General features: G+C 40.7%; 24 protein-coding genes and 4 tRNA genes. 23 read left to right on the forward strand and 5 right to left on the reverse strand.

The features are described from left to right. Positions 1 to 47 precede the first annotated feature (47 nt). Positions 48 to 647, reverse strand: coding sequence for a Yip1 family protein (locus B6K83_RS02110; RefSeq protein WP_085282759.1), 600 nt, complete (start codon positions 645 to 647; stop codon positions 48 to 50). 191 nt (positions 648 to 838) lie between these two features. Next, positions 839 to 1,120: a hypothetical protein gene (locus B6K83_RS02115; RefSeq protein WP_085282761.1), complete on the reverse strand. Its 282-nt coding sequence runs from the start codon at positions 1,118 to 1,120 to the stop codon at positions 839 to 841. A gap of 637 nt (positions 1,121 to 1,757) precedes the next feature. Between B6K83_RS02115 and B6K83_RS02120 the strand changes: the two genes are divergently transcribed. The 9 genes from B6K83_RS02120 to miaE (B6K83_RS02160) all read left to right on the forward strand — a co-directional run bounded on the left by B6K83_RS02120 (position 1,758) and on the right by miaE (B6K83_RS02160) (position 9,218). Continuing rightward, positions 1,758 to 2,378 (forward strand): PEP-CTERM sorting domain-containing protein, encoded by a 621-nt coding sequence (locus B6K83_RS02120; RefSeq protein WP_085282763.1) that lies wholly within the window; start codon positions 1,758 to 1,760, stop codon positions 2,376 to 2,378. A 172-nt stretch (positions 2,379 to 2,550) separates the two neighbouring features. Continuing rightward, a complete protein-coding gene (locus tag B6K83_RS02125; protein ID WP_158088307.1) occupies positions 2,551 to 3,081 on the forward strand; it encodes an archaeosortase/exosortase family protein in 531 nt (176 codons plus the stop codon). Continuing rightward, positions 3,074 to 3,262, forward strand: coding sequence for a hypothetical protein (locus B6K83_RS02130; RefSeq protein ID WP_085282766.1), 189 nt, complete (start codon positions 3,074 to 3,076; stop codon positions 3,260 to 3,262). The genes B6K83_RS02125 and B6K83_RS02130 overlap by 8 nt, the downstream gene beginning before the upstream one ends. A gap of 1 nt (position 3,263) precedes the next feature. Next, positions 3,264 to 4,850: an apolipoprotein N-acyltransferase gene (gene lnt, locus B6K83_RS02135; protein WP_085282768.1), complete on the forward strand. Its 1,587-nt coding sequence runs from the start codon at positions 3,264 to 3,266 to the stop codon at positions 4,848 to 4,850. Continuing rightward, positions 4,851 to 5,117 (forward strand): acyl carrier protein, encoded by a 267-nt coding sequence (locus tag B6K83_RS02140; RefSeq protein WP_085282770.1) that lies wholly within the window; start codon positions 4,851 to 4,853, stop codon positions 5,115 to 5,117. After that, the gene (locus tag B6K83_RS02145) at positions 5,110 to 6,321 is read left to right on the forward strand and encodes a beta-ketoacyl-[acyl-carrier-protein] synthase family protein (protein ID WP_085282772.1); all 1,212 of its coding nucleotides are present in this window, start codon (positions 5,110 to 5,112) and stop codon (positions 6,319 to 6,321) included. Before B6K83_RS02140 ends, B6K83_RS02145 begins: the two co-directional genes overlap by 8 nt. A 278-nt stretch (positions 6,322 to 6,599) precedes the next feature. Next, positions 6,600 to 6,764, forward strand: a complete 165-nt coding sequence (miaE, locus tag B6K83_RS02150; protein WP_085282775.1) for a tRNA isopentenyl-2-thiomethyl-A-37 hydroxylase MiaE — start codon at positions 6,600 to 6,602, stop codon at positions 6,762 to 6,764. 17 nt (positions 6,765 to 6,781) lie between these two features. Then, positions 6,782 to 8,449 (forward strand): recombinase family protein, encoded by a 1,668-nt coding sequence (locus B6K83_RS02155; RefSeq protein WP_085282777.1) that lies wholly within the window; start codon positions 6,782 to 6,784, stop codon positions 8,447 to 8,449. Beyond that, positions 8,442 to 9,218 carry a tRNA isopentenyl-2-thiomethyl-A-37 hydroxylase MiaE gene (miaE, locus tag B6K83_RS02160; protein WP_085282779.1) on the forward strand — a complete coding sequence of 259 codons (777 nt, stop codon included), beginning with the start codon at positions 8,442 to 8,444 and terminating at the stop codon, positions 9,216 to 9,218. The genes B6K83_RS02155 and miaE (B6K83_RS02160) overlap by 8 nt, the downstream gene beginning before the upstream one ends. 20 nt (positions 9,219 to 9,238) lie before the next feature. Here the strand turns inward: miaE (B6K83_RS02160) and lpxH are convergent, their stop codons facing one another. Continuing rightward, on the reverse strand, positions 9,239 to 10,006 hold the full coding sequence (gene lpxH / locus B6K83_RS02165; RefSeq protein WP_085282781.1) for a UDP-2,3-diacylglucosamine diphosphatase: 768 nt from the start codon (positions 10,004 to 10,006) through the stop codon (positions 9,239 to 9,241). A 22-nt stretch (positions 10,007 to 10,028) separates the two neighbouring features. Continuing rightward, complete coding sequence (locus tag B6K83_RS02170) at positions 10,029 to 10,520, reverse strand: peptidylprolyl isomerase (RefSeq protein ID WP_085282783.1); 492 nt, start codon at positions 10,518 to 10,520, stop codon at positions 10,029 to 10,031. Positions 10,521 to 10,733: 213 nt separating this feature from the next. On the opposite strand from B6K83_RS02170, the gene cysS reads away from it, so the two are divergent. Further along, complete coding sequence (cysS, locus tag B6K83_RS02175) at positions 10,734 to 12,116, forward strand: cysteine--tRNA ligase (protein ID WP_085282785.1); 1,383 nt, start codon at positions 10,734 to 10,736, stop codon at positions 12,114 to 12,116. 231 nt (positions 12,117 to 12,347) lie between these two features. Here the strand turns inward: cysS and folD are convergent, their stop codons facing one another. Then, on the reverse strand, positions 12,348 to 13,205 hold the full coding sequence (gene folD / locus B6K83_RS02180) for a bifunctional methylenetetrahydrofolate dehydrogenase/methenyltetrahydrofolate cyclohydrolase FolD (protein WP_085282787.1): 858 nt from the start codon (positions 13,203 to 13,205) through the stop codon (positions 12,348 to 12,350). Between the two features lie 310 nt (positions 13,206 to 13,515). Between folD and B6K83_RS02185 the strand changes: the two genes are divergently transcribed. From B6K83_RS02185 to B6K83_RS02245, 13 genes are all read left to right on the forward strand, one after another. Continuing rightward, positions 13,516 to 13,592 (forward strand) — tRNA-Pro (locus B6K83_RS02185). A 148-nt stretch (positions 13,593 to 13,740) separates the two neighbouring features. Next, positions 13,741 to 13,817 (forward strand) — tRNA-Arg (locus tag B6K83_RS02190). Between the two features lie 7 nt (positions 13,818 to 13,824). Further along, a tRNA-His gene (locus tag B6K83_RS02195) sits at positions 13,825 to 13,900 on the forward strand. A 26-nt stretch (positions 13,901 to 13,926) separates the two neighbouring features. Beyond that, a tRNA-Pro gene (locus B6K83_RS02200) sits at positions 13,927 to 14,003 on the forward strand. Positions 14,004 to 14,407: 404 nt separating this feature from the next. After that, on the forward strand, positions 14,408 to 15,715 hold the full coding sequence (gene tig / locus B6K83_RS02205; RefSeq protein WP_085282789.1) for a trigger factor: 1,308 nt from the start codon (positions 14,408 to 14,410) through the stop codon (positions 15,713 to 15,715). 89 nt (positions 15,716 to 15,804) lie between these two features. Beyond that, positions 15,805 to 16,443 carry an ATP-dependent Clp endopeptidase proteolytic subunit ClpP gene (clpP, locus tag B6K83_RS02210; RefSeq protein ID WP_085282791.1) on the forward strand — a complete coding sequence of 213 codons (639 nt, stop codon included), beginning with the start codon at positions 15,805 to 15,807 and terminating at the stop codon, positions 16,441 to 16,443. 92 nt (positions 16,444 to 16,535) lie between these two features. Further along, positions 16,536 to 17,813 carry an ATP-dependent protease ATP-binding subunit ClpX gene (gene clpX / locus B6K83_RS02215; RefSeq protein ID WP_085282793.1) on the forward strand — a complete coding sequence of 426 codons (1,278 nt, stop codon included), beginning with the start codon at positions 16,536 to 16,538 and terminating at the stop codon, positions 17,811 to 17,813. Between the two features lie 163 nt (positions 17,814 to 17,976). Then, positions 17,977 to 20,325 carry an endopeptidase La gene (lon, locus tag B6K83_RS02220; RefSeq protein ID WP_085282795.1) on the forward strand — a complete coding sequence of 783 codons (2,349 nt, stop codon included), beginning with the start codon at positions 17,977 to 17,979 and terminating at the stop codon, positions 20,323 to 20,325. Between the two features lie 291 nt (positions 20,326 to 20,616). Next, positions 20,617 to 20,892, forward strand: a complete 276-nt coding sequence (hupB, locus tag B6K83_RS02225) for a nucleoid-associated protein HU-beta (RefSeq protein ID WP_077285373.1) — start codon at positions 20,617 to 20,619, stop codon at positions 20,890 to 20,892. A 591-nt stretch (positions 20,893 to 21,483) separates the two neighbouring features. After that, positions 21,484 to 22,731 carry a c-type cytochrome biogenesis protein CcmI gene (gene ccmI, locus B6K83_RS02230; RefSeq protein ID WP_269843984.1) on the forward strand — a complete coding sequence of 416 codons (1,248 nt, stop codon included), beginning with the start codon at positions 21,484 to 21,486 and terminating at the stop codon, positions 22,729 to 22,731. Between the two features lie 127 nt (positions 22,732 to 22,858). Next, positions 22,859 to 24,844, forward strand: a complete 1,986-nt coding sequence (locus B6K83_RS02235) for a heme lyase CcmF/NrfE family subunit (RefSeq protein ID WP_085282799.1) — start codon at positions 22,859 to 22,861, stop codon at positions 24,842 to 24,844. Between the two features lie 4 nt (positions 24,845 to 24,848). Then, complete coding sequence (locus tag B6K83_RS02240) at positions 24,849 to 25,400, forward strand: DsbE family thiol:disulfide interchange protein (RefSeq protein ID WP_085282801.1); 552 nt, start codon at positions 24,849 to 24,851, stop codon at positions 25,398 to 25,400. Next, positions 25,400 to 25,912, forward strand: coding sequence for a cytochrome c-type biogenesis protein (locus B6K83_RS02245; protein WP_085282803.1), 513 nt, complete (start codon positions 25,400 to 25,402; stop codon positions 25,910 to 25,912). The genes B6K83_RS02240 and B6K83_RS02245 overlap by 1 nt, the downstream gene beginning before the upstream one ends. Positions 25,913 to 25,927: the final 15 nt, after the last annotated feature.

Raw genomic sequence — 25,927 nt, forward strand, 5'->3', positions numbered from 1 at the left:
AAAAACCGCTTATCGAGCGGTTTTTTTATGGCGTTAGCTTTATTGTGCTAACTGATATATTCAACACCTAAGCCAGAGTTAAAAACGATGGCGCTGGCAGCCATTAAGGCAACGATCAATACCAAGCCGCAAGTTACCACCGAGCTAGCGTAAATAAAGCCTTTTTCTTCCGGAATATTCATCATAATCGGCACGCCAGAGTATAACAAGTAGACTGAGTAACACAGCGCAGCCAATCCGGCTAAAACAACAAACCAGAGTACAGGAAACAGTGCCACTACACCTACCATAAGCAAAGGCGTCGCTGCATAGGCTGCTAGCTCTAATGATTGCGTAAAGTCTGGTGATGAGTCAAAGGTTTTTGCCATCCACTGAATTAAAACCGCGAGTGCGAAGACACCAAAAATCAAGCCCGCATACATGGCAACTGCCATAAATAAAGCACTTGATTGTACAAGTTTAATTGGTTCACCGGCACCAATTTGCCAGCCAATATGTGCCGCAGCATAATAACCACAAATGGCTGGTATTAATGCGATAGTGAGTATGTGAACCATGGAATAAAGCAAGCTCTCGTGACGCTTTTCAATTGTTTGCCATTCTTTTTTAGGTGCAGTATAAAGCCCCCAGATATGATTTAAAATCATGTTAAATACCTCTTTCTGTCCCCAAAAATAAATGCAGATTTAAATAACTCTCTGCGACTTTGCATTGTCCATCAACCTTGTTTTTTTTATTGTTGATAATCTATTTATGTAAGATGGCGAGGGATTCGTCAAGGGTTGATTGATATTTAAGCGTAAAAAGTTATATTTTAGCCATCTACCAGTCTGTTTAATCAAGATAATTTGATACGAATCACTTTCATAAATTCAAAATCTAATCCAGCGACTGACTCAGTACTCGGGTAGTAAGTGAGGTTTACTTGTTGGTTTTGTAATGACTTGTAGCGCTTTTTTCTGCGGTATTTAAACGGCACATCAATACCTTTTAACAATAGCGTGTTGAGATACCAGTCACCATCTTCTCGCTGCACATGGGAAATGACGGTTTTTTGCTCACTATGAATAAGCGCGGCGTGTTTGTCGGTGAGCGATTTTGCAGTTGTTTTTTTCATCATTGTTTCGTGAAATTGAACACATGCCTATGTTATCAAATAGCGTTAGCGAGTTTTAGTTAAATATTATGTGATGCAGAATGACGTTTTGTTTTCATTTCTTGCTTGGGCTTAGCATAATCAAAGTTTATTTTAGAGTTAGTGTTTGCTCTGTGCTTTTAGGTTAGCTCATGGTAAGCAAGCGTTATTTAACAAGCGAATATAATATTTAGCTAGACTCTATCCCAATTATATAAAATAGTGCAATACCTCTGTTGTTAACCTGCAAATTATGTTGTGGTGTTAGTGGTAATAATACTTCAGCTTATGTTAGCTATGAAACGGCAATATTTATAAGTTTTATTGCTTAATTAAGATGGATTAATATAAGTTATTAATAACTTTTCGTTGGTAACAGGTAATTTTTTATTAAAAGTAATATTTAAATGGTTTTTATTATCAACTGGTTGATAAGACGTAGATGTCAGGTTCTTTTACATGCATAAAGTCTAATTATGAGTATTTTCTATAACCATTTGAAATATATGTCTTTTGCTTGACTGGCCTGCTTTTTGCTTGTTGTCAACATAAAGCTAAAAATATTTTTTTTAGCTTTTATCTTCAAATATTGTGTTAAAGGGATTAAAAGGAATATATTTAAATGAAAAATACTCTGGTTAAAGTTTTAATGTTAGTTGGCGTGTTGTTATATACAACAATTGCAAATGCGACGTTAATCACCTTAGATGATTTACAAGGTAGTAGCTTCAGGTATCAAAACTTACCAGTCTATACCGAGGCTGGCTTTCAAGTATCGGTTAGTTGTACTAACTGCATTAATGTGATCAGTACTACTAATGCAAGTGCTAATTTCACTAATATGACTGGTGCTATCGGTTGGGGCGCCAATGGCCGCTTTCTAGAAACTTGGAATAGCAGTGCCATATTTACATTATCAGCAATATCTGGCGAAAACTTTAATTTTTTAGGGTTTGATATGGGGTGGTACAACAACAATAACCAGAACGCCAGTTGGGAAGTGATTAGTCTAGATAGCGCAAATAACCCACTTATAAAACAAAATGTGCTTGGTAAAGGCAGTGTTAACTTTGCTATGTTAGGTGTAAGTGCAGTACAGTTTAGAAACCTCTCTGGTTTCAGCTCTTTCGATAATTTACGGGTTGCTTCATCATTACAGTCTACTAGCGTACCAGAGCCGGCAACATTGACAATTTTCGGTTTAGCTTTATTCGGTTTTGCTGCGCGTCGATTAATAAAATAAAATTTGCACAGTTACTTTTGCATGACAAAGCACTAACGATAGGGTTGGTGCTTTTTTTATGCCCGCTGCTTCATCTAAACAGAGTAGGCTACTGCAAAAACCGGTTATGTTTGATTTTACTTGTCAGTTTCGTAGAATTGATGCTTTAGTCCTGAATATTCTAGGTTGAATTGTGGTAACTCTGTCAGCTAATCATAATGCTTCGGCGCTACTTAGGTTTTTCCCACGCTTTGTCGTGGTATTAATACTGTTACAATTTATCGTGTTAGCCATACATACGTCATCAGTAGCTAGTACTCTCATCCAGCACTGGCTTACTCAGGCCGTTGCTTACATTCACCAGCTATTAGGTACTGCATTCACCGTTAATGGTAATGTTTTGACCCATCAACAGAGCTTGCAATATGTTATTGTTGATAATCAATGTACAGGGTTGATGTTATTAGCGAGTGTTTGGGCTGCTATTATAGGTTTTGCTCGTTCATTGTTGAAAACATTGAAAATGTTGATTTTTGCTGTGATAATTTTACAGGCGATAAATGTGCTCAGGATCACTCACTTGTTTTTTGAAATAGGACAAGCGAATAATAATTTTGAGTTTTATCATTTATATTTTTGGCAGACGGTGAACTTTATCTCTGCTGTAGTGGTACTTTTTTTCCTCGAAAAGAAGTTTAGTTGCGATAGAGAGCGTCATGTTTAAGGTTATAATTTATATATTATTTTTGCTTAGTATTATATTTTCCCCCATAAGCTTTGCTGCCGGAGGTGGTGGCGGAGGCGGTGGTGGCGGAGGCGGTGGCTCCAGCGTCCCTACTTTGCATGTTATTGGTCAGCTACTGTTTGTACTGGTGATTGCGCTATGGTATCGAAAGCCCAAGTAGTATGCGTACACAAGCAAACGCTAACTTGGCCAATAACGCTAGTTATCGCCAACAGGCACTAGAGCTGTTATTAATTCTGACCACGGTTGGCTTTTTTTATCTCGCTTTTCCTACCGGTGGTTATAGTCATTTTGCTTGGATTGCATTGCTTCCTATTTGTTTAGCGCTAACAAGACAAACTCCCCGCCAAGCATTTGTCAGCGGCTTTTTAGCAGCAACATTAGGGTGGATTTTTAGTATTTGGTGGGTGGTACCTAGCTTAAGCGCGATTTCAAATAGCCCTATCGCTGCTCTTACGCCCTTAGTATTAATCTATTGTTGTGTTTCGGCATTACCTTATGCTGTTGCATGTTGGCTTCATGTATATTTTAACTGTGGTAAAAGTATACATGGTGCGTTATTTTCAGCACTCAACTTTACGGTATTCGTCAATTACACGCCGCAAATATTACCTGGTAACCTAGCACACGGTTTATATAACCAACCTTTGTTTATTCAAGCCGCTGACATAGGTGGCGTGGCATTGGTTTTTTTTATTATTCACAGTGTTTGCTTCTTACTTGCTAATGCAATCGCTATAGATAGCAAACGCAGCAAGCAAAAGTTAGGCTGTGTACTGCTTGCGGCTATAGTATTTCTTGCTAATTACAGTTATGGCTATTTGAAAATTAAGCAATCACAGGCCATAGACCTAGCAAGCAGTAAACAAATCAATCTTGCTATGGTGCAACCGAATATTACTATTGAAAATCGTAGCCGAGAAGACTGGCAGCAGCTTGCGCCTGAGCTAATGACAATGGTGCGCAACATTATTGCGACTGAGCCAGTTGACTTAATAATCGTACCTGAGTTGCCAGTGCCGGTGTCTTTTCAACATTTTTCGTTTGATAAAAAACAGCTTAGTGATGCTACCCAAGGTACTGCTTTATTGTTAACGGCAATCAAACCCATTGCGGATAACTTAGCGGACAGCCAAGGCTATTTTAACACCATGGAGTTAGTCCTCGATAACCGCCTAGTGCAAAACTATGCTAAGCAAGTGTTGTTGCCTTTTGGCGAGTATTTACCTTTCGAAACTAGCCTGCCTTGGTTAAGGAAAGTCTTTCCTGGTGCCGCAAATTATAAGCCTGGACAAAGCAAGGCCTTATTTGAATTACCCTTAGCCGAGCACAGTATTACGCTTGTGCCACTGATTTGTTATGAGGCGGTATTTTCCGATACTGTAGGGCAAGGAGTGGCACTTGGTGGCGAGCTGTTGATTAATACTTCTAATGATGCTTGGTTTGGAAACACCGCTGGGCAAAAAGTGCATTTAGCGCTTAGCAGCTTTCGCAGCATAGAGTATCGCAAACCGCTAGTTCGAAACACCAACAATGGTATCAGCGTTATTATTGACCCTTTTGGTCAACAAATTTCCTCGTCAAAAATTACGCCACATAGCCAAGGTTATTCTGTAACAACACTAACCATAGCGCCAATGCAGAGTTTTTATCAACAACACCCCAATACGCTAAAATGGATATTTATCGTACTGGCAATACTTACGATAACTACCAAACTAGTAAACAATAAAAAAGCAGGCAATTAGATGCAAAGCATTGAAGAAAAACTACAGAGCATATTCAGCGACTACACTGAGCAAGATATTGAGCTCGTGGCAAATGCACAGTCACTAGATGAAATAGGAATCGACTCGTTATCTATAGTGGAAATTATTTTTGATATCGAAGAAGCATTTGATATTAAAATTCCTGATGAAAGTGTGTTGCAAAAGCAAGGTTATAGCTTTAGTAATTATCGCGATATATTAACCTTAGTTAGCGACTTGGTTAAGCAAGAGCACGAAAATGTCTGATGCTATCGTGGTTAGCGGCATGGGCTGTATTTCTGCGGCGGGTAATAATGTTGCTCAATTTTGTGCAAACTTATTTCAGCCAACTCTCGCTAACTTTATTGCACCAACATTAATACAAAAGCCCGATGAAAATAGCTACTTTCTTGCCGCACAAGTAAAAGACTACTATGCCAATGAACACTTTACTAAGCAGCAACTTAAACTATTAGACCCTTTTGCGCAATTTGCTTTACTCTCTGCAGAGCAAGCAATAGCTGATGCTAAGCTAGCGATCAATGCCAGTAACCAACACAGGATCAGTGTCGTACATGGCACCAGTATTGGCGGGCAAGAAACCATAGAGCAAGCTTATGCACAATTATTTGCTCAGGGTAAGTCTCGCACCCACCCGTTTACCGTGCCTAAGTTGTTACCTAGCTCCGCATGTGGTCATATCGCCATGAAATACGGCATAAAAGGACCAACGTTTGCGACATCTTCAGCTTGCTCGTCTTCTGGCCATGCTATTGCAATGGCAACTTTGATGTTGCGCAGTAACTTGATTGACTATGCCATTGTTGGTGGCGCGGAAGCCTGTCTTACGCCAGGTAATTTTTATGCTTGGCATGGCTTACGGGTGCTTGCTCATGATAGTTGCCGCCCGTTTTCGAAAAACCGCAGTGGTTTAGTGATGGGTGAGGGCGCCGCCAGTTTGGTGTTAGAGCGTGAAAGCACAGCAAAAAATCGAGGAGCTACTTGCTATGCTAAGCTAGTTGGTATCGGTATGAGCTCAGATGCACACAATATTGTTCAGCCACTTGCCCAGGGCGCAGAGCAAGCCATGATCGCTGCACTAAAAGATGCTGAGCTAAGCCCGAGTGATATAGATTACATTAATGCTCACGGCTCTGGCACAACGCAAAACGATACAACGGAGTCAGCCGCGATTTTGTCTGTATTTAACGACGCTAACGCACCTTTTGTGTCTTCAACCAAAGGCACCCATGGCCACATGCTTGGTGCCGGCGCTGCTTTAGAAGCAATAGCGGCAATCTTAGCGTTAGAAAAGCAAACCGTGCCAGCAACGGCTAATTTTGTTGAAAAAGATCCAAACTGCAATATAAACCTAGTCGCAAATAACAAGGTTGCGGCAAAGTTAAGCCATGTTATGAGTAATTCATTTGCTTTTGGTGGCTTAAATACATCGTTAATTTTTCAGCGCTAAGCGCAGTAATAAACACCAAACTATCGGTAAGCGCACTTTGTTTTGCAGATAATAGTGTAAAAAGTGGCGCAGATTAATTTTTGTTAAAGCAAAGCGCTATAGCGCGCGTACTTGCTTTGTCCTCAATCGCACTAAACTGCGAAGCGGTGGCTGCTAGTTAAGTGCACAAATAGCCCAATGGCGGTGAAAAGAGAGTAGTTTTGTTGACAATAGCCGCGAATATCACCCTAGCTTTATGGTAAAATCGCCTTATGTTCAAAATATAAATAAGCATTTTGATGTTAGACTCAGCATTACTTATACCGATTAACGCTTTTTTAAAGTGTCAGACCCCGCAAGCTTGGCTTGACGAAGCCATCAAACCCGCTAACTTTCCCATGTTATTGCTTGATCACTTAGTTTGCGAGCTTAATGATATAGTGAGCAAGTATAAACTTTCTTAGGGTGTGAGGCGAGTAAGGTGAAAAGAAAGGCGTATTTATATCAACGTGTAAGCTCTAAAAGGCAGATGGGTAATAGTTCACTATATAGGCAAAGTGAAGCTCAAGAGGCGTGGTTGGCTGCTCATCCAGAGGTTCAGGTGGAGAGAGTATTAGTTGATGATGGTTACTCCGGCTACAAGGGGAAGAATTTAACTGATGGTGAGTTAGGAGCTTTTGTAAGTGATATTAAAACCGGCAAAATAGAAAAAGGTTCGATCTTATTGTTAGAACAGTTTTCTAGGCTTACTAGACTATCAATTAGCAAGACAAAGATGTTGCTACAAGACATTTGGGAGGGTGGCGTAACTATTGTAACTATTTCAGACAACCAAGAATATCCTCCTGAGTCGGCCGATGACATTGGTAAATGGATGCGATTACTGGTTGAAATTGAGAGTGCTCATAAAGATTCTGCTTGGCGATCTGATAAGGCGAAGGCAAGTCACAAAAGAAGAAAAATAGAGGCCTTAAAAGAAAAAACTGCCCCTAGAATTAGGAAGCCCTTTTGGCTGGATGATAAGGGAGAACTCAATGATTATGCTACAGCAGTCAAAGATATGTTCACTATGTATCTTAAAGGTCTGGGTCAGGTTTCAATCTTAAATTCGTTGCGAGTTCAGTATCCCAAATATGAGCCTATTCAAAACATGACCCCAACAACGGTAATTAGAATAATTACTAGTGAGCGATGCTTGGGAATTATATTCGGGGCAAAGCTATACACGGAAGTAGTCACAGAAGACATATTTTACAAAGCACAGCAAATTCACTCAGAGCGTTTGTATAAAAACGTCAGGCCAGACCGTAGGTGGCCTTTGCATGGTTTGGTAAAATGTGGTCATTGCCAAAAAGGTAATAGTATTCAACAAACGGGGGAGGCGCTGCCATTACTCAGATGCAGCAACAAGCGCCGAAAGGGGGCTGAGCTCTCAGGTTGTGACTCACGAGCAACGTTTCCATATATTATTGCGGACTATTTTTTCAAAAACCATGTGGAGATGGAGCTGCTCGCTGAATTGAGTGAGAGTAAGCGAAACGAGAGCGATGAGAAAGAATTGTCTAAAAACGCGCACCTCATTCGCCAGAAAAAAGATAAGCTTGACGAGCTACAAGATTTTTATCAAACGGCTCGGGAAAAAGGAACCGAGTCTAGAACAATCCTAAATATGATTATGGAAGTTGATTCCGACCTAGCTGCTTTGGAGTCAAGACAGAAAGCATTGAATTCTAGACTTAATAGCAATGGCGACTTTTTTATTTCGAGAGAAGTATTACAAAGCCGCGATGAAGATTTTGATCAGTATAATTTAAATCTTCACCTTTTGGGATTTAGGATGGTCATTTACGAAAACACCATTTCTTACGGAAAACTAAAACTCGAATATGTAAAATACGATCGCAGTCAGAAAGTTTACTCTTGTAAGCTAAACGGTGAGACTGCAATCCTAATCCCTAGTGAGGGTGTAACTCCCGAGCAATTTTTAATGCCTAAACCCCTAAAAAGTGATGGCAATGACATACAGTCCTTCCTGTATGATGCTTTGGACGAATATAATGAGATACCTGATGACAATAGCGCTAATTTGATGATGCAGCTATTAAGTAAAAATTTAATGCGGTACAAAAAGTCTAATGAAGATGATTAATTCAATAGTTGACGAACTCTTAACCCCGATCAATTCATTTTTGCAATGCGAAACACCTGATTTATGGATTGACGAGGCTAAAAAAAGTGAAAATCTACAGATCTTATTATTGGATCACCTAGTATGTGAGTTAAAAGCGGCGCAATCTGCGATGTTTTTAATTCGTAAATATGCGGTTGATAAAGCCAGTGGCGATGCCTTGTTAGCATGGCTGCAGCCATTTGAGCAGTTTATTTATAAGCGCGAAGGAAACTGGCAAGATCTGGCCGCAAAAAATAAGTTAAGCAAAGCCATTATTCCCAAATCGACCTCACCATATGGCCAAGAACTGATTGATAAAATGGTGCTGTTGATAAAAGAAGAGCTACACCACTTTTACCAAGTATTAGAGATGATGGATTATTATGGCGTTGAATATAAAAGTATTACCCCATCACGCTATGCTAAAGGCTTGCTAAAGCATGTTAAAACCCATGAGCCTGATACCTTAATCGATAAATTAATTTGCGGGGCTTATATTGAAGCCAGAAGTTGTGAAAGGTTTGCAAAATTAGCTCCGCATGTTGATGCAAAGCTAGGTGAGTTTTATGTTTCATTATTGCGTTCTGAAGCTCGCCATTATCAAGATTATCTGACATTAGCCGAAGAAATTGCCGGTGTTGATATCACCAAGAAAGTAGAGCATTTTGGTAAAGTAGAAGCAGAACTCATATTAAGTCCTGATGGTGACTTTAAATTTCACAGTGGTGTCACCATTGTTGATGTATAAACAAAACACAATAAACCTGATTATTGTGTTTGTTTAAATGGTTGGCTCAGTAGCTCCATAGAATCAGGGGTTACTTTCAGCCAAGCACCTTGCTCATACCAATCTCCCAGCACGATTCGCTGCGCTTTTGCGCCGTTAACATTAATCTTATGTACCGCGGGTCTATGGGTATGACCGTGGATCAGAACTTGGCTTTGATATTGCTCTAAACAAGCGATGACTTCGCTTTCGGTAACATCCATGATTTCTTGTGATTTCATGGCAGTAGCGCTTGCACTTTGCTGTCGGTATTTATTGGCTATTTTTCGTCTGACAAATAAAGGTAAACTTTTGATCATGGCTTGCCACCACCATGTGCGAGACTTTTTCCGAAACGCTTGATAGGCAATATCGCGCGTGCATAAAGTATCACCATGCATCACTACGACGGGCTTGCCATATAAGTCAATAACACAGACTTCAGGAAGTAATTGCATGCCAGCTTGTTTTGCAAAGCGCTTACCGAGTAAAAAGTCACGATTGCCGTGAATAAAGTAAACTTGACAGCCTGAGGCAGATAAAGCATTTATCGCACGAGATATTTCCGTAATAAATGCGCTATCGTCATCATCGCCAACCCAATACTCGAACAAGTCACCTAATATATAAAGTGCTTGTGCTTTTATAGCCTCATGTTGTAAAAACGATAAAAAACAGGCCGTAATATCAGGCCTGTTTTCAGCTAAATGCAAATCAGCAATAAAGTAGGTTAGTGCTGGAGTATCACACGTGGTTGAGGTGTTTTTCATAACCCTGCTGCTATTAGTAATGCTACTCAACAAGGGTTTCTTTGATTAAAATTTCTTCTTTTGGCACATCGTCATGAAAGCCCATACGACCGGTATCAATTAAGGTCATTTTGTCAACAACGTCCATGCCTTCAACGACTTTAGCAAACACACAGTAGCCCCAACCGTGCATGTCTTCACTTTTAAAGTTAAGAAAATCATTGTCTACTAAGTTAATAAAAAACTGTGCAGATGCCGAGTGTGGGTCTTGCGTACGCGCCATAGCTAACGTGCCGCGAGCATTACTTAAGCCGTTGTTAGCTTCATTTTTTATTGCTTCACGGCTGACTTTTTCATCCATACCTGATGCAAAGCCGCCACCTTGTGCCATAAAACCTTTAATTACACGGTGAAAAATAGTGCCATTGTAAAAGCCATCTTCGGCGTATTGTTGAAAGTTTTTTGCAGTAACTGGCGCATTGTCAAAATCTAGTTCAATTTTAATGTCGCCTAGAGTTGTTTTAAATGTGATCATATTTTTTACTCATCAAGCTAAAGGAATTTTATTGCGCTAAATTGTAACTTATTAAAAGAAACATTTCTCGGCAAAATTTCTCGATAAATATAGGCTAGCTAATGAATCGTGCTATGACTTAAGGTACAATTGCGCTCATGCCCGTAATAGGGGTAAGTTGCTCAAAGCAAACAATTAAGCAAGTACTTCAATTAGCTAGGAAAACACACATTTATGTTGCAGATATACAATACCTTAAGCAGGAAAAAAGAAGTTTTTAAACCAATCACTGCCAATAAGGTAGGTTTATATGTTTGTGGTATTACTATTTATGACCTCTGCCATATAGGTCATGCTCGCACTTATGTGGCGTTTGACATCATAGCAAGATACTTTAAGTATTTAGGTTACGAGTTAACGCATGTGCGCAATATTACTGACGTAGATGATAAAATTATTCAGCGCGCGCACGAAAACGGCGAAAGCTGTGATGCCTTAACTAAGCGTATGACAGAGCAAATGTATCAAGATTTTGACGATCTTAATATTATGCGACCTGATATTGCACCGACGGTAACCGGACATATGGATGACATTATCGCGTTAGTGGTGCGGCTGATAGAGCGTGAACATGCCTATATTGCCGCTAATGGCGATGTAATGTTTGATGTCAGTAGTTATAAAGATTACGGCAAACTTAGCATGCAAAACTTAGATATGTTGCAAGCAGGTGCGCGCGTAGACGTTGATGAAAACAAACGCAGTCCATTAGATTTTGTGTTGTGGAAAATGGCAAAACCAGACGAACCCAGCTGGGACTCGCCTTGGGGCAAAGGTCGCCCCGGTTGGCATATTGAATGTTCAGCCATGAACAGCAAGCATTTAGGAGAGCACTTTGATATTCATGGCGGTGGCTCAGATTTACAGTTTCCACACCATGAAAATGAAATAGCACAGTCTTGCTGTGCCTTTGATACCCCCTATGTAAACTACTGGATGCATGGCGGTATGGTACAAATTAATAAAGAAAAAATGTCGAAGTCATTAAACAACTTCTTCACATTACGCAGTGTACTTGATGAATACGACGCGGAAAGTGTACGTTTCTTTTTAACCTCAAGTCACTACCGTAGCCAATTAAATTATTCTCAAGAAAACTTAGAGCAAGCGCGGGCAAGTTTAGAGCGTCTTTATACGGCTTTGCGTGGTGTAACCCCGATAAAAGTAGCCTTGGCAGGCAACCCTTATGTGCAGCGGTTTGAAAAAGCAATGAATGACGACTTTAATTGTCCCGAAGCCATGCCAGTGTTGTTTGAGTTAGCTAAAGAAATTAACCGCATTAAAGCAACTGCGAGCGAGGAAGCGGGTAAGTTAGCTTATATATTAATAGCTTTAGGTGAAGTTCTAGGTATAGCGCAAAGCGCACCCGAAGATTTTTTACAAGGCAAAGGCAGCAATAGTGATGAAGTGGCAGAAATTGAAGCCTTAATCAAGCAACGTAATGACGCGCGTGCTAACAAAGATTGGGCCATGGCAGATGACGCTCGTGACAAATTAGCGGCACTCAATGTCATATTGGAAGACAGTGTAGCGGGGACTACTTGGCGTAAGGGCTAGTAGTAAAACTAGATTATTGAGAATAAAAAAAGCCTGTATCTACAGGCTTTTTTGTTGTTGATATAGCTGTTGTTAGTTTGCAGCTTAAGTTGCACTATATCTTAAGGCTGCCTTTTATCAGCTAACAGAATGAATATTTTAAATAAGCTCAGTCAACCTCACCAGGCTTAAATGACTTCGCGTTATTACCCCTCTGGACTTGAAAGCAACAAAATTAAACCTGAGCAATGGCTATTTGCGATGAAATTGTTCGCAGGCAATTAAGGTGTTTTCAATCAAACTAGCCACTGTCATAGGGCCAACGCCACCAGGTACAGGCGTAATATGGCTAGCAAATGCTTTTGCCTGTTCAAAGCCTATGTCACCCACTAATTTGCCACTGTCGAGGCGGTTAATACCAACATCGATCACAATAGCGCCTTGCTTAATCCATTCACCTGGAATAAATTCTGGTTTACCGACCGCCACTACCAATAAATCGGCATTTCTTACTTTGCTCTCTAAATCTTTAGTAAACCTATGAGTGGTGGTGACAGTACAACCAGCAAGTAATAGCTCTAAAGTCATGGGGCGGCCAACGATATTGGAGGCTCCAACAACAACCGCTTCTAAGCCATGGGGATCAACACCAGTTGATGTGATTAGCTCCATAATGCCTTTTGGAGTACATGGGCGTAAACCAGGCTGACGTAAAGCAAGTTTGCCGACATTAGTGGGGTGAAAACCATCAACATCTTTTAAAGGATGAATATGCTCAATGATTAAGTTGGCATCTAGGCCTTCAGGTAATGGCAATTGCACAAGAATGCCGTCAATGGCATCGTCATTATTTAATTGGTCTATTAAATCAAACAACTCCGACTGTGATGTGGTGGGTGATAAGTCATAAGAATGCGATACAAAGCCCACTTCTTCACAGGCCTTTCTTTTACTCCCTACATAAACTTGTGATGCGGGATCTGAGCCAACCAATATCACGGCTAACCCAGGAGGGCGTAAGCCATTTTCTACTCGTTGTTGGACTCTTAGTTTCACCGAGTCTCGTAATTGTTTTGCGATCAATTTACCGTCAATAAGTGCTGCTGTCATAATACTTCACAATTAGGCTGAAAAAACGCGGCTATTTTCGCATATAAATCACTTTATTTATAGAAAATAACGTTAGTCGGGTGAATTTTTCTTGGTCATTTCTTTGATTGATGTCAGTAGCGTTTTTGTGAATAGCCTTGCATAATATTTGTGAATAGCCTTGCATAATAATTGATAACGGTCTGATATTTTAACCAAGCTGCTGTAAAAGTAAGCGAACGGACTTTTTTTTATAAAAAGTGTTTGACGTGCAACAGGCAACTAGGTAATATCCGCACCCGTTGAGAACGCAGTTGTTCCTAACTGAAGTCGGTGATTAGCGCAGCTTGGTAGCGCACTTGGTTTGGGTCCAAGGGGTCGCAAGTTCGAATCTTGCATCACCGACCACTTTCTCTTTTAAACGTATGGTTTTAGTTTAAAAGTCTAAGTTCAGTGTCGAGGCAAGTGAAATTTAAACAGCAGTTAAATTTTATAGTTCAAAACAAGATGTAAACCTAATTTTGTAACAGGTTTATTTAGCATCTGTAGGTAATGTGCGCCCTTAGCTCAGCTGGATAGAGCAACGCCCTTCTAAGGCGTGGGTCGTAGGTTCGAATCCTACAGGGCGTGCCATACAGTGGTGGCTATAGCTCAGTTGGTAGAGCCCCGGATTGTGATTCCGGTTGTCGTGGGTTCAAGTCCCATTAGCCACCCCATTTTTAAAGTACAAATAGTAAAATATCGGTGATTAGCGCAGCTTGGTAGCGCACTTGGTTTGGGTCCAAGGGGTCGCAAGTTCGAATCTTGCATCACCGACCACTCTTTTATACTTCATCTATTGTTAAAGCCTTAAAGCCTTGAAGCCTTATAGGATTTTGTTTGTCAGCGAGCTAGTTAGGTTTGCGTGGCGATACTGCTTTGCTATATGGCTAATTGTTGCTGGCTAGATGAGTTACCTTGAGCAATTCATAATATAAGCATCCTTGTACTTTCTTTGCACCGCATTTTTTTTAATTTATTTGGCTTCTTCGCTCGACTCTTGATAAAAGCACCGCTATAATTTCGCGTCATTATTTTAAACTAAACATCTTTATTCGGATTTTCCGGGCTTTGTTGGGCGTTACTAACAAGCTGAAGGCATAACTTTGTGACTAAAGTTTTGTTGATTATATTTAGATGCGTTAATAGAAAGCGTTATGCGCTAAGTTTTTTGAGGTAATTAAATGCAAGTTTCAGTTGAGACTACACAAGGTTTGGAACGTCGTTTAACGATTTCAGTTCCTGCCGAAACAGTAGATGTTGAAGTTAAAAATCGTCTTCGCCATATCGGTAAAACCCAACGTATCAATGGTTTCCGTCCTGGTAAGGTACCACCGTCAGTGATTCAAAAACGCTACGGTAAATCAGTTCGTCAAGAAGTTGCTGGTGAACTAATGCAGCGTAACTTTGTTGATGCCATTGTAGCTGAAAAATTAAACCCTGCTGGTCGTCCAGAGTTTGTTGCTAAGAGTAACGAAGATGGCAAAGCGCTAGAGTTTGAAGCAACGTTTGAAGTTTACCCAGAAGTTGCATTAAAAGATTTAGATAAAATCGCGGTAGAACGTCCTGCAGTTGAAGTTACCGATACTGATCTAGACGAAATGTTTGAAACATTACAAAATCAGCATAAAACGTGGAAAGAAAACAAGCGTAAAACCAAAAAAGGCGATAAATTAACTATCGACTTTAATGGTCGTGTTGATGGCGAAGAATTTGAAGGCGGTAAAGCTGAAGCTTTCGAACTAGAGCTTGGCTCAGGCCGTATGATCCCAGGTTTTGAAAAAGAAATCACTGGCATGAAAGTTGGTGAAGAGAAAACCATTAAGGTCACATTCCCAGAAGATTACCATGCTGAAAAGTTAAAAGGTAAAGAAGCTGAATTTGATATCGTAGTACACAAAACTGAAGGTCCTGTACTACCTGAGATAGATGACGACTTCGCTAAACTTTTTGGTGTTGAAGAAGGTGGTGTAGAAGCACTTCGTGAAGAAGTAAGCAAAAATATGGCGCGTGAACTTAATCAAGCGGTTAAAGCTAAGATTAAAGAGCAAGTCATTGAAGGCTTACTTGCGGCTAACGAGTTAGATGTGCCTGCAGCACTTGTTGCACAAGAAGTTGATGTATTACGCAAACAAGCTATGCAACGTTTTGCTGGTCAAATGGACCCGAATAACTTACCTGAGCTTCCTGCAGAAATGTTTGAAGAGCAAGCGACACGTCGCGTAAAAACAGGTTTGTTATTAGGTGAAGTGATCAAAGTTAACGAACTAAAAGTTGACGAAGCAAAAGTTACAGAGCTTATTGAATCAGCGGCATCAGCTTATGAAGATCCTGCAGAAGTGATTGAATATTACAAAACCAATAAGGAACTGGCTCAACAAATGCAAAATGTTGCACTTGAAGAGCAAGCCATCGAACTTTTACTGGCAAATGCACAAGTAAAAGAGAAAAAAGCGAGCTTTAAAGATATTATGAATCCAGAAGGTAAATAAACCTTTTTAATTGACATTTTACTACGCAATCGCTTAAATGGCTTGTATGGGGACATATGAGCCATTTTTTCATTAAAAAGGAAAGTTAGTTGTTTACTTCTCAAAATAATTCTCACGATTTAACCAATATTACCGAAAGTGCCTTAGTACCTATGGTTGTCGAGCAAACCGCTAAAGGTGAACGCTCGTACGATATCTATTCACGATTACTAAAAGAACGGGTTATTTTTCTTTGTGGTCAAGTTGAAGATCACATGGCGAACTTAATTGTTGCGCAAATGCTGTTTCTTGAGTCAGAAAGCCCAGATAAAGATATATATCTTTACATCAACTCGCCAGGTGGGTCTGTGACTGCGGGTATGGCGATTTACGATACCATGAAATTTATTAAGCCAAATATTAGCACGGTTTGTATCGGCCAAGCCGCTAGTATGGGGGCATTTTTACTTTCAGGCGGTGAAAAAGGCAAGCGTTATTGCCTACCGAATGCTCGTGTGATGATCCATCAACCACTTGGTGGCTTTCAAGGTCAAGCGTCTGATTTTGAAATACACGCCAAAGAAATTCTTTATATTAAAGAAAAATTAAATCGCCTTATGGCAGACCATACCGGTCAGCCGCTAGAGAAAGTGTCAGCCGATACTGATCGTGATAACTTCCTTAGTGCCGAAAGCGCGGTTGAATATGGTTTAGTTGACGCCATATTAGAACAAAGAATCGATAAATAACAGACAACTTGCGTTTACGCGTTGTTATTTCCGTGATTTATGAAATACTAATTAGTATTAGTTTGTAAAAATTTAAATATTAGAGGTACCGTATGACCGATATGAAAACAGGTGACGGTGATGACGGTAAGCTACTGTACTGCTCATTTTGTGGTAAAAGTCAGCATGAAGTACGTAAATTAATTGCAGGTCCTTCGGTATTTGTTTGCGATGAATGTGTCGAGTTGTGTAATGACATTATTCGCGAAGAAATTAAAGAAATTTCACCTAAGCAAGACAAAGAAAGCTTACCAACGCCAATAGAAATACGCGAGAGCCTAGACGATTACGTTATTGGGCAAGAGCATGCGAAAAAAGTGCTCGCTGTGGCGGTTTATAATCATTATAAACGATTGCGTAATGGCGATTCGCACAATGGCGTAGAATTAAGTAAAAGTAATATTTTGTTAATTGGCCCAACGGGTAGTGGTAAAACATTACTGGCACAAACCTTAGCACGTTTATTAGATGTGCCGTTTACTATGGCCGATGCGACAACCTTGACCGAAGCCGGTTATGTGGGTGAAGATGTTGAAAACATCATTCAAAAGCTTTTACAAAAATGTGATTACGATGTTGAAAAAGCGCAACGTGGTATTGTTTATATTGATGAAATAGATAAAATTTCACGCAAATCAGACAATCCGTCCATCACACGTGACGTTTCAGGTGAAGGCGTTCAACAAGCCTTGTTGAAGCTGATTGAAGGCACTGTGGCGTCGGTACCACCGCAAGGGGGGCGTAAACATCCTCAACAAGAATTTTTGCAGGTTGATACCTCAAAGATCCTATTTATTTGTGGTGGTGCGTTTGCTGGTCTTGATAAAGTCATAGAGCAGCGTTGCCATACTGGCTCAGGCATTGGTTTTGGTGCTACCGTTCGTGGTAAAGATGATGAGAAGTCACTTACGCAGCGATTACAAGATGTTGAACCTGAAGATCTAGTTAAATATGGCTTGATCCCGGAGTTTATTGGCCGTTTACCTGTAGTCGCAACCTTGACTGAACTCGACGAAGATGCGCTGATCCAAATCTTACAAGAGCCGAAAAATGCTTTAACTAAGCAGTTTAGCGCGCTTTTCGATATGGAAAATGTCGAGCTAGAGTTTCGAGAAGATGCACTTTGCGCCATAGCCCATAAAGCCATGGTGAGGAAAACCGGTGCTCGCGGCTTGCGGTCAATTGTTGAAGGGGTGTTACTAGAAACCATGTATGAATTACCTTCAATGGAGAACGCGGTAAAAGTCGTGGTTGACGAAACTGTGATTAAAGGTGAGTCTAAACCGATCATTATTTATGAAACGCAGCAAGATAAGGCGTCATCAGAGTAATCGCTTGCTTTGAATGGTCACAAAGGTGATGTTGGTTGTTAACTAACATCACTTTTTTTTGCCTGTGAGTTGAAAGTATTAGCAAATGCCCCATATACAAATACATATCTGTACCAATTGGTATTAAAAATCACATCATACTATTCACCAAGAGAGTAACCCAATGACTAAAGAGTTATCTGGCGTAGTTGAAATCCCCGTATTAGCCTTACGTGATGTTGTAGTCTATCCGCAAATGGTAATCCCATTATTTGTTGGTCGAGAAAAATCTATCCGTTGCCTTGATATGGCTAATGAAAATGACAAACAAATTTTTTTAGTAGCTCAAAAAGATGCTGCTGTCGATGACCCAACTGAAAAAGATCTTTACCAAACTGGCACGATAGCAACCATACTTCAGATGCTTAAATTACCCGATGGTACGGTAAAAGTGTTAGTGGAAGGGGTTCGCCGCGCAAAAATTACTGAGTATCTAGAAACTCAAAATTATTTTACCGCCAACATCAACTACCTAAATGTAGAGGCAAGTAGCGACGAAGATACAGAAGTGCTGATCCGCTCTGCCATCTCTCAGTTTGAAGGTTATGTAAAGCTCAATAAGAAAATTCCTCCCGAAGTGCTAACGTCAGTATCAGGTATTGATGATGCCGAGCAATTGGCTGATACTATGGCTGCTCATATGCCATTGAAACTAGTCGATAAGCAAAAAGTACTTGAAATTACAAACGTTTCTGAGCGTCTAGAATTTCTAATGGCACAAATGGAAGGCGAAATCGATTTACTTCAGGTTGAGAAAAAAATTCGCACGCGCGTGAAAAAACAAATGGAAAAAAGTCAGCGCGAATACTATTTGAATGAGCAAATGAAAGCCATTCAAAAAGAGTTAGGGGACGACGAAGAAGGTGCGAATGAAGCTGAACAAATAGAAAAACAAATTGAAAGTGCGCAAATGCCTAAAGAGGCAAAAGAAAAAACCTTAACCGAGTTAAAAAAATTAAAAATGATGTCACCCATGTCGGCTGAGGCAACCGTTGTGCGCAGCTATATTGACTGGATGATCAGCGTACCTTGGAAAAAGCGCAGTAAATTAAAGCGTAACCTTAAATTAGCGCAAGAAATATTAGACAAAGACCACTACGGCTTAGATAAAGTTAAAGAGCGTATTTTAGAGTACTTGGCTGTACAACAGCGCGTCAGTCAGTTGAAAGGTCCTATTCTTTGCCTTGTTGGTCCTCCAGGTGTGGGTAAAACCTCACTAGGTCAGTCGATTGCAAAATCTACGGGTCGTAAATATGTACGAATGGCGCTAGGTGGTGTGCGTGATGAAGCAGAAATTCGTGGTCATCGTAGAACTTATATTGGTTCATTACCGGGTAAGTTAGTGCAAAAAATTGCTAAGGTAGGGGTTAAAAACCCATTATTCTTGTTAGATGAAATCGACAAAATGGCCTCTGATATGCGTGGCGATCCTGCCTCAGCATTACTGGAAGTTTTAGATCCAGAACAAAATAGTAGCTTTAATGACCATTATTTAGAAGTTGACTATGACTTGTCAGACGTCATGTTCGTAGCAACATCCAATAGTATGGACATTCCAGGGCCGTTACTTGACCGGATGGAAGTAATTCGTTTATCGGGCTATACCGAAGACGAAAAGTTAAATATAGCCAAGAACCACTTGCTGAGTAAGCAAATTGAGCGTAATGGTTTAAAGCCGGCAGAAATCGAAATTGCTGATAGTGCCATCATTGGTATTATTCGTTACTACACTCGTGAAGCGGGTGTGCGCGCACTCGAACGTGAGATTTCTAAACTTTGTCGCAAAGCGGTTAAAGCTATTTTGCTTGATAAAAGTATCAAGCAGGTAAAAATTGAACAAAGCAACCTAGCAGAGTTTCTTGGTGTGCAACGCTTTGATTATGGTAAAGCCGATGATGAAAATCGCATCGGGTTAGTAACAGGATTGGCGTGGACACAAGTGGGTGGCGAACTGTTGACCATTGAAACAGCTTCAGTGCCAGGTAAAGGCAAGTTAAGTTATACTGGCTCGTTAGGCGATGTCATGCAAGAGTCAATTCAAGCGGCGATGACAGTGGTTAGAAGTCGAACTGAGATGTTACGCATTAACAGTGACTTTCATGAAAAGCGCGATATTCATGTCCATGTACCTGAAGGGGCTACGCCTAAAGATGGTCCTAGTGCCGGTATTGGTATGTGCACAGCGCTCGTATCGAGCCTAACGGGGAACCCCGTTAAAGCCGATGTAGCAATGACAGGCGAAATTACATTACGCGGTGAAGTCCTAGCAATTGGCGGTTTAAAAGAAAAATTATTGGCTGCGCACCGTGGTGGGATTAAAACAGTCGTAATTCCTAAAGATAACGAGCGAGATCTAGAAGAAATCCCTGATAATGTTAAAGCGGATCTAGCGATTCATCCAGTTAAATGGATTGATGAAGTGCTAGCAATAGCGTTAGAGCATCCGGTAGAAAAGTGGCAATTAGCCAAATAATTAATCAGAAAAACAGCGAGTTTTGCTGAAAATATGCCAAAAACAGCAAAAATATTGAAAAAAACGCAATTAACGCTTTTCAAACGCTGTAACTATGGTAAGTTAATGACGCTGATAACGCTAGAAGCCCTATAAATAAGGGCTATAGTAAAGATAAAAATAATTATCACTATTTTTAGTTTTCTTTAACGCAGCGCTTGATGTTCAAAAAGAAGCTTGATATAAAAGCTTCCGCAGGACGCTAAAAACAGAAGATAGCGCTGAATAATAACAATTGAAGGGGAATACACTGTGAATAAATCTCAATTAATCGAGAAAATTGCTGCGGGTGCTGACATTTCTAAAGCTGCGGCTGGCCGTGCACTAGATTCATTTATCGAAGCAGTAACTGAAGAATTAAAAGGTGGCGAGCAAGTAGCATTAGTTGGTTTTGGTACTTTCTCAGTACGTGACCGTGCAGCACGCACAGGCCGTAACCCACAAACTGGTGCGACAATCGAAATCGCAGCAGCTAAAATACCATCTTTCAAAGCAGGTAAAGCATTAAAAGATGCCTGCAATGGTTAATCATTAGCATATTGCTAATGATGTTTAATTAAGCCGCTGATGAAAGCGGCTTAATTGTTTCTAAAATACAGATATTTTACCTATTATCCCAACAGCTTAGTATAGCTGCCCATAAAGTCACATTAAGCCATCATTAATCTTAGCGAATTTAATTGCAATGCGTTTTAGGCGCAGCAATATTCCGTTACTCAAATAACCATACAATGACAAAAAGCACTGCTATTTCTGCTTAACGCATTTGTTAGCGGTTGTGACATTAATCAATTTATTTGATTTTGACCTCAATCAAAGTTTACGCGACTACTGGCGACTAACACGCCGCGCAAGTTGCTTTTGTGTTATATTGGCAACCATTAAAACAGCGTGAGTTAAACAATAACCTCAACGTGATTTTGGTTCGAGAACAGTAACGGTGAAAGCCGTGACTTTAGCATCGATATCGCTAGGAAAAGTAGATGATAATTGTTAATCTTACAGCGCATCAAAGCAAGGCAGTAGCGCTTTATAGATTCGTTAAAAAACGCACAATCAATTCATTCGCTATCTAAGGTTTTACTCGACAAATATAGGTGTAAATTAAACAATATGACAATGTTTTGGCTAGCAATTATGCTATTAATCGTAATTGCGTTATTTATTGTCTGGCGAATTTTTAGTGCGCCAGAAGACGCCATTGGTGCGCAAAATGATAATATCAGACAAGAAACAAATATTAGACTTTATCATGAGCACTTAGCCCAATTAGAGCAGGATTTAGCGGATGGCAGTATTGAGCAAGACAGTTTTACGCAATTAAAAGCAGAGCTTGATAAGTCGCTGCTGCAAGATGTCGAGGCATCCACCACTACTGTTATACACCGACAAGAGAAGTCATGGTCGTGGCCACTAGGTATTGCTTTAGCGATTGTTAGCTTTAGTTTTTTTGCCTATATGTCGCTTGGTGCCTATGAAAAGCTTAATGCACCCGATTCACTAACAGAGCAAGAGGCGCACCAAAACTTAAACCCAGAGCAGATGTTGGCGTTTCGATTACAACAATTAGAACGTGAAGTTAAAGATGATCCAAGCAACTCTCAAGCATGGTTTAGCCTAGGCCAAGCTTATATATCGAGTGGAGAATTTGAGCTTGCAATCGCTGCCTTTGATCGTGTCATCGAGCAAGTGGGGGAATACGCCGAGTTATTAGGGCCTAAAGCGCAAGCAATGTATTACAAAAATAATCAACAAATTAATAGTGATATTCAGACGGTTATCGATAAAGCGCTTGCCTTAGATGCACTTGACCCAGCAACGAATATCCTTTTAGGTATGAACAGCTTCAGTAACCGAGCGTTTGCACAAGCCGTACATTATTGGGAGAAAGTGCTCAATAGTGGTCGCCCAGGTGTTAGCGTACAAGCATTGCAAGGTGCGATTGCCGAAGCCAAAAATCAATTACAACTTAGTGATGAAGCAACTCAAGGGAAGGAAGTTGTTGATGCCAATGCACCACAACTTATCGTTAACGTCTCGTTGGCAGAGTCGGTGCAAGCCCAGTTAATGGCAGGCGATGATAAAACCGTCTTTATTTATGCGATTGCTGCTGACGGCCCACGCATGCCGTTGGCAGCGGTAAAAGTTAAAGCGAGTGATTTGCCCTTGAGCGTGGTACTTAATGATTCGCAAGCCATGACAGCGCAAATGCGTTTAAGTGATGTTGACAAGGTGCATATCTATGCGGTGGTATCGATGCAAGGGAGTGTCGGGATTAAACCAGGAGACTATAAAGCGGAAGCGTTACACGTTGAGACGCTAGAAAAAAGCCCGATTAAAATCGAGATCACAGAACAGGTACAATAGTCAGTTAAATTTGTTATAGCTAGGCGTTACCTTGCCTAGCAATAACCTAAACATTTAATGTGGAACGCTTTATGATTAGCTTAGCTAGAACTCAGCAATGTTTTAACCTAGATTTACAGGAATTATCATGATCCCAGAACTTGGCCATTTTGCGCTTATTATTGGATTAGCTTTTGCTTTATGTTTAAGCATAGTGCCACTGATTGGTGTTGCGCAAAACAATCAACAATTAATCAATAGTGCTAAGCCACTGAGCTTTGGTTTGTTTATTTTTGTTGGCATTAGTATATTTTTACTAGCCTATAGCTTTACCGTCGATGACTTCTCGGTTAAGTATATTGCCAATCATTCAAACAGTTTATTACCCTATTACTTTAAGATTAGTGCTGTTTGGGGCGGACACGAAGGATCTATGCTGTTTTGGGTATTTGCCTTGACCGCGTGGACGTTTGCGGTTGGTGTCTATAGTAAACAACTTGAGCGAGAATTTGTTGCCCGCGTCTTGGCTGTGATGGGCATGATTGCGGTTGGCTTTATTTTATTTACCCTGTTAACTTCAAACCCATTTGAACGTCTACTCCCTAACTTCCCTATGGAAGGGCGCGACTTAAACCCATTATTGCAAGATATTGGTTTAATCATTCATCCACCCATGTTGTATATGGGCTATGTTGGTTTCTCGGTGGCGTTTGCGTTTGCTATCGCGGCTTTAATGGCGGGTAAGATGGATGCAGCTTGGGCACGTTGGTCTCGACCGTGGACCGTTGCCGCTTGGTCATTCCTGTCTATCGGTATCGCACTCGGCAGTTGGTGGGCTTATTATGAATTAGGCTGGGGCGGCTGGTGGTTTTGGGATCCGGTTGAAAACGTGTCATTTATGCCATGGCTTGCGGGGACGGCATTAATTCATGCATTGGCGGTAACCGAGCAACGAAATACCTTTAAACATTGGACCTTGTTACTAGCAATATTTACCTTCTCATTGAATTTACTCGGCGCGTTTTTAGTACGCTCGGGTGTCATTACCTCGGTTCATTCGTTCGCGGTCGACCCTGATCGTGGGGTCTACTTACTCGTATTGTTGGCCTTAGCTGTCGGTGGTTCATTGACCTTGTATGCGATAAAAGCTGCTAATGTGACTAGTCCTAATCGCTTTACTTTATATTCGCGTGAAAACACAATTCTTGTGGCGATGTCGATATTAATAACCGCCACAGTCACTATTTTGCTAGGAACCTTATACCCATTAATTATCGATGCCATGGGGATGGGGAAAATCTCCGTCGGAGCGCCATATTTTAATGCCGTGTTTATTCCCATGATGATCGCCTTATTTCTCTTTATGGGTATAGGTCCACTCATTCGTTGGAAAAAAGCAAGAAAAGGCGAGTTAACTAAGCACCTAAATGCGATATCGATATTCAGTGTCTTATTTGGTGCGGCTTGGCCATTCCTCTTTGCTGGCGAGTTCGACTTTATGGTCTTTGTTGGCATGAGTTTGGGCTGTTGGATTATATTAGCCGTACTTAAAGATGTACTTAATAATGCCAAACAAGCAGATGGCCGTTGGAAACTATCGGCGGTGCCTCTTAATCATATTGGTATGGCCGTTGCGCATGCTGGTATTGCGATAACCGTTATTGGTGTCACTATGGTGTCGTCATATGAGCAAGAAATAAATGTCAAAATGTCGCCAGGTGAAACCGTTAATCTGTCGGGTTATACCATAGAATATGCTGGCACGAAAAATGTTAAAGGGCCTAACTATAGCGCTATTCAGGGGCAAATGAAGGTGTCATTAGATGGTAAGTTTATTACGTTATTAAAGCCCGAGCAGCGTACCTATGTAGTTGAAAGTATGGGCATGACTGAGGCCGGAATTCATACCACTTTATGGCGTGATATTTATGTTGCCTTGGGCGACCCGCTTGGCCAAAATGCTTGGTCTATGCGATTATATTACAAACCATTTATCGTCTGGATTTGGCTAGGTGGCTTTTTTATGGCATTGGGGGGGTTCTTAGCTATTTTAAGTAAGCGCTACCGAAAGCAAAAGCAGGCAGCGCGTGCCCAGCAAACAATAGCCAACCCTAACTTAGTTCAAGAGGCTTAAATTAATGAAAAAAATCATTCGTTTTATCCCTTTAATTTTATTTGTGTTATTGGGGGCATTACTATATCGAGGCTTATTTCTTAACCCGCAGGCAATGCCGTCCGCTATGATAGGTAAGCCATTACCTGAATTTGCGCTACCACGATTAAAAGATGATCAGCAAGTACTCGGGCGAGATGATCTAAAGGGCGAGATAGTCTTACTTAACGTTTGGGCGACATGGTGTATTCAGTGTAAATATGAGCATCCATATTTACTTGATATTACAGCAGATCCTCGTATTACCCTTTATGGCCTTAACTTTACCGATGAGCGAAGCGCGGCGTTACGTTGGCTAAAGCAATATAAAGATCCTTATGTTTTTTCGATTTTTGATGAGCAGGGCGCATTAGGCTTGGATATTGGTGTTTTTGGTGCACCAGAAACCTTTGTTATTGATCATACCGGCATTATTCGCAAACGCTTTGCTGGCCCAATCAATGACAAAGTGTGGCAAAAAGAGTTTCTGCCATTAATCGATACCATTGAGATGGAAATAGCCCAGGGAGCTTCGTAATGCAATTTGTCGTAAAGTCGGTAACAGCTAGCGCCTTGTTTGTGCCTTTGCGCTCTATCGTTATCAGCGTGATATTGCTGATGCTGGGCTTAACTCAAGTGAGTGCTAGCCCAGTAGACACTTTTGAGTTTAAAGATGAGCGTACGAAAATACGCTTTCAAGTATTGTCTAAAGAGCTCAGATGCCCTAAGTGTCAAAACCAAAACTTAGCAGACTCAAACTCAAAAATAGCGGTTGATTTAAGAAAGACACTGTACACTCTGCTACAAGAGGGCAAAACAGATCAAGAAATCATAGACTTTATGGTCTATCGCTATGGAGACTTTGTGCTTTATCGACCACAGTTAAAAAAGCAAACCTATGTGCTATGGTTTGGGCCTATAGTGATCTTTCTCGGTTTTATTATTGGCGTCATTTGGACGTTACGCAGGCGAGGTAAAGCCAAGGCGAGTGAGTTATCCTTATCCTCCAATGAACAAGCCAACTTGGACGATATACTGAATAAAAAGTAAGTGCTAATTACGTTT

It is taken from the genome of Colwellia chukchiensis (assembly GCF_002104455.1).
Taxonomy (GTDB): Bacteria; Pseudomonadota; Gammaproteobacteria; order Enterobacterales; family Alteromonadaceae; genus Cognaticolwellia; species Cognaticolwellia chukchiensis.

Coding starts and splice junctions, on each gene's coding strand:
- B6K83_RS02140 (WP_085282770.1), top strand. CDS start 4,851: ATGCAAAGCATTGAAGAAAAACTACAGAGCATATTCAGCGACTACACT.
- folD (WP_085282787.1), bottom strand. CDS start 13,205: ATGACAGCAGCACTTATTGACGGTAAATTGATCGCAAAACAATTACGA.
- B6K83_RS02115 (WP_085282761.1), bottom strand. CDS start 1,120: ATGATGAAAAAAACAACTGCAAAATCGCTCACCGACAAACACGCCGCG.
- B6K83_RS02120 (WP_085282763.1), top strand. CDS start 1,758: ATGAAAAATACTCTGGTTAAAGTTTTAATGTTAGTTGGCGTGTTGTTA.
- cysS (WP_085282785.1), top strand. CDS start 10,734: ATGTTGCAGATATACAATACCTTAAGCAGGAAAAAAGAAGTTTTTAAA.
- B6K83_RS02130 (WP_085282766.1), top strand. CDS start 3,074: ATGTTTAAGGTTATAATTTATATATTATTTTTGCTTAGTATTATATTT.
- B6K83_RS02240 (WP_085282801.1), top strand. CDS start 24,849: ATGAAAAAAATCATTCGTTTTATCCCTTTAATTTTATTTGTGTTATTG.
- lnt (WP_085282768.1), top strand. CDS start 3,264: ATGCGTACACAAGCAAACGCTAACTTGGCCAATAACGCTAGTTATCGC.
- B6K83_RS02145 (WP_085282772.1), top strand. CDS start 5,110: ATGTCTGATGCTATCGTGGTTAGCGGCATGGGCTGTATTTCTGCGGCG.
- ccmI (WP_269843984.1), top strand. CDS start 21,484: ATGTTTTGGCTAGCAATTATGCTATTAATCGTAATTGCGTTATTTATT.
- B6K83_RS02170 (WP_085282783.1), bottom strand. CDS start 10,520: ATGATCACATTTAAAACAACTCTAGGCGACATTAAAATTGAACTAGAT.
- tig (WP_085282789.1), top strand. CDS start 14,408: ATGCAAGTTTCAGTTGAGACTACACAAGGTTTGGAACGTCGTTTAACG.
- clpX (WP_085282793.1), top strand. CDS start 16,536: ATGACCGATATGAAAACAGGTGACGGTGATGACGGTAAGCTACTGTAC.
- lpxH (WP_085282781.1), bottom strand. CDS start 10,006: ATGAAAAACACCTCAACCACGTGTGATACTCCAGCACTAACCTACTTT.
- B6K83_RS02245 (WP_085282803.1), top strand. CDS start 25,400: ATGCAATTTGTCGTAAAGTCGGTAACAGCTAGCGCCTTGTTTGTGCCT.
- B6K83_RS02235 (WP_085282799.1), top strand. CDS start 22,859: ATGATCCCAGAACTTGGCCATTTTGCGCTTATTATTGGATTAGCTTTT.
- miaE (WP_085282775.1), top strand. CDS start 6,600: ATGTTAGACTCAGCATTACTTATACCGATTAACGCTTTTTTAAAGTGT.
- B6K83_RS02110 (WP_085282759.1), bottom strand. CDS start 647: ATGATTTTAAATCATATCTGGGGGCTTTATACTGCACCTAAAAAAGAA.
- lon (WP_085282795.1), top strand. CDS start 17,977: ATGACTAAAGAGTTATCTGGCGTAGTTGAAATCCCCGTATTAGCCTTA.
- miaE (WP_085282779.1), top strand. CDS start 8,442: ATGATTAATTCAATAGTTGACGAACTCTTAACCCCGATCAATTCATTT.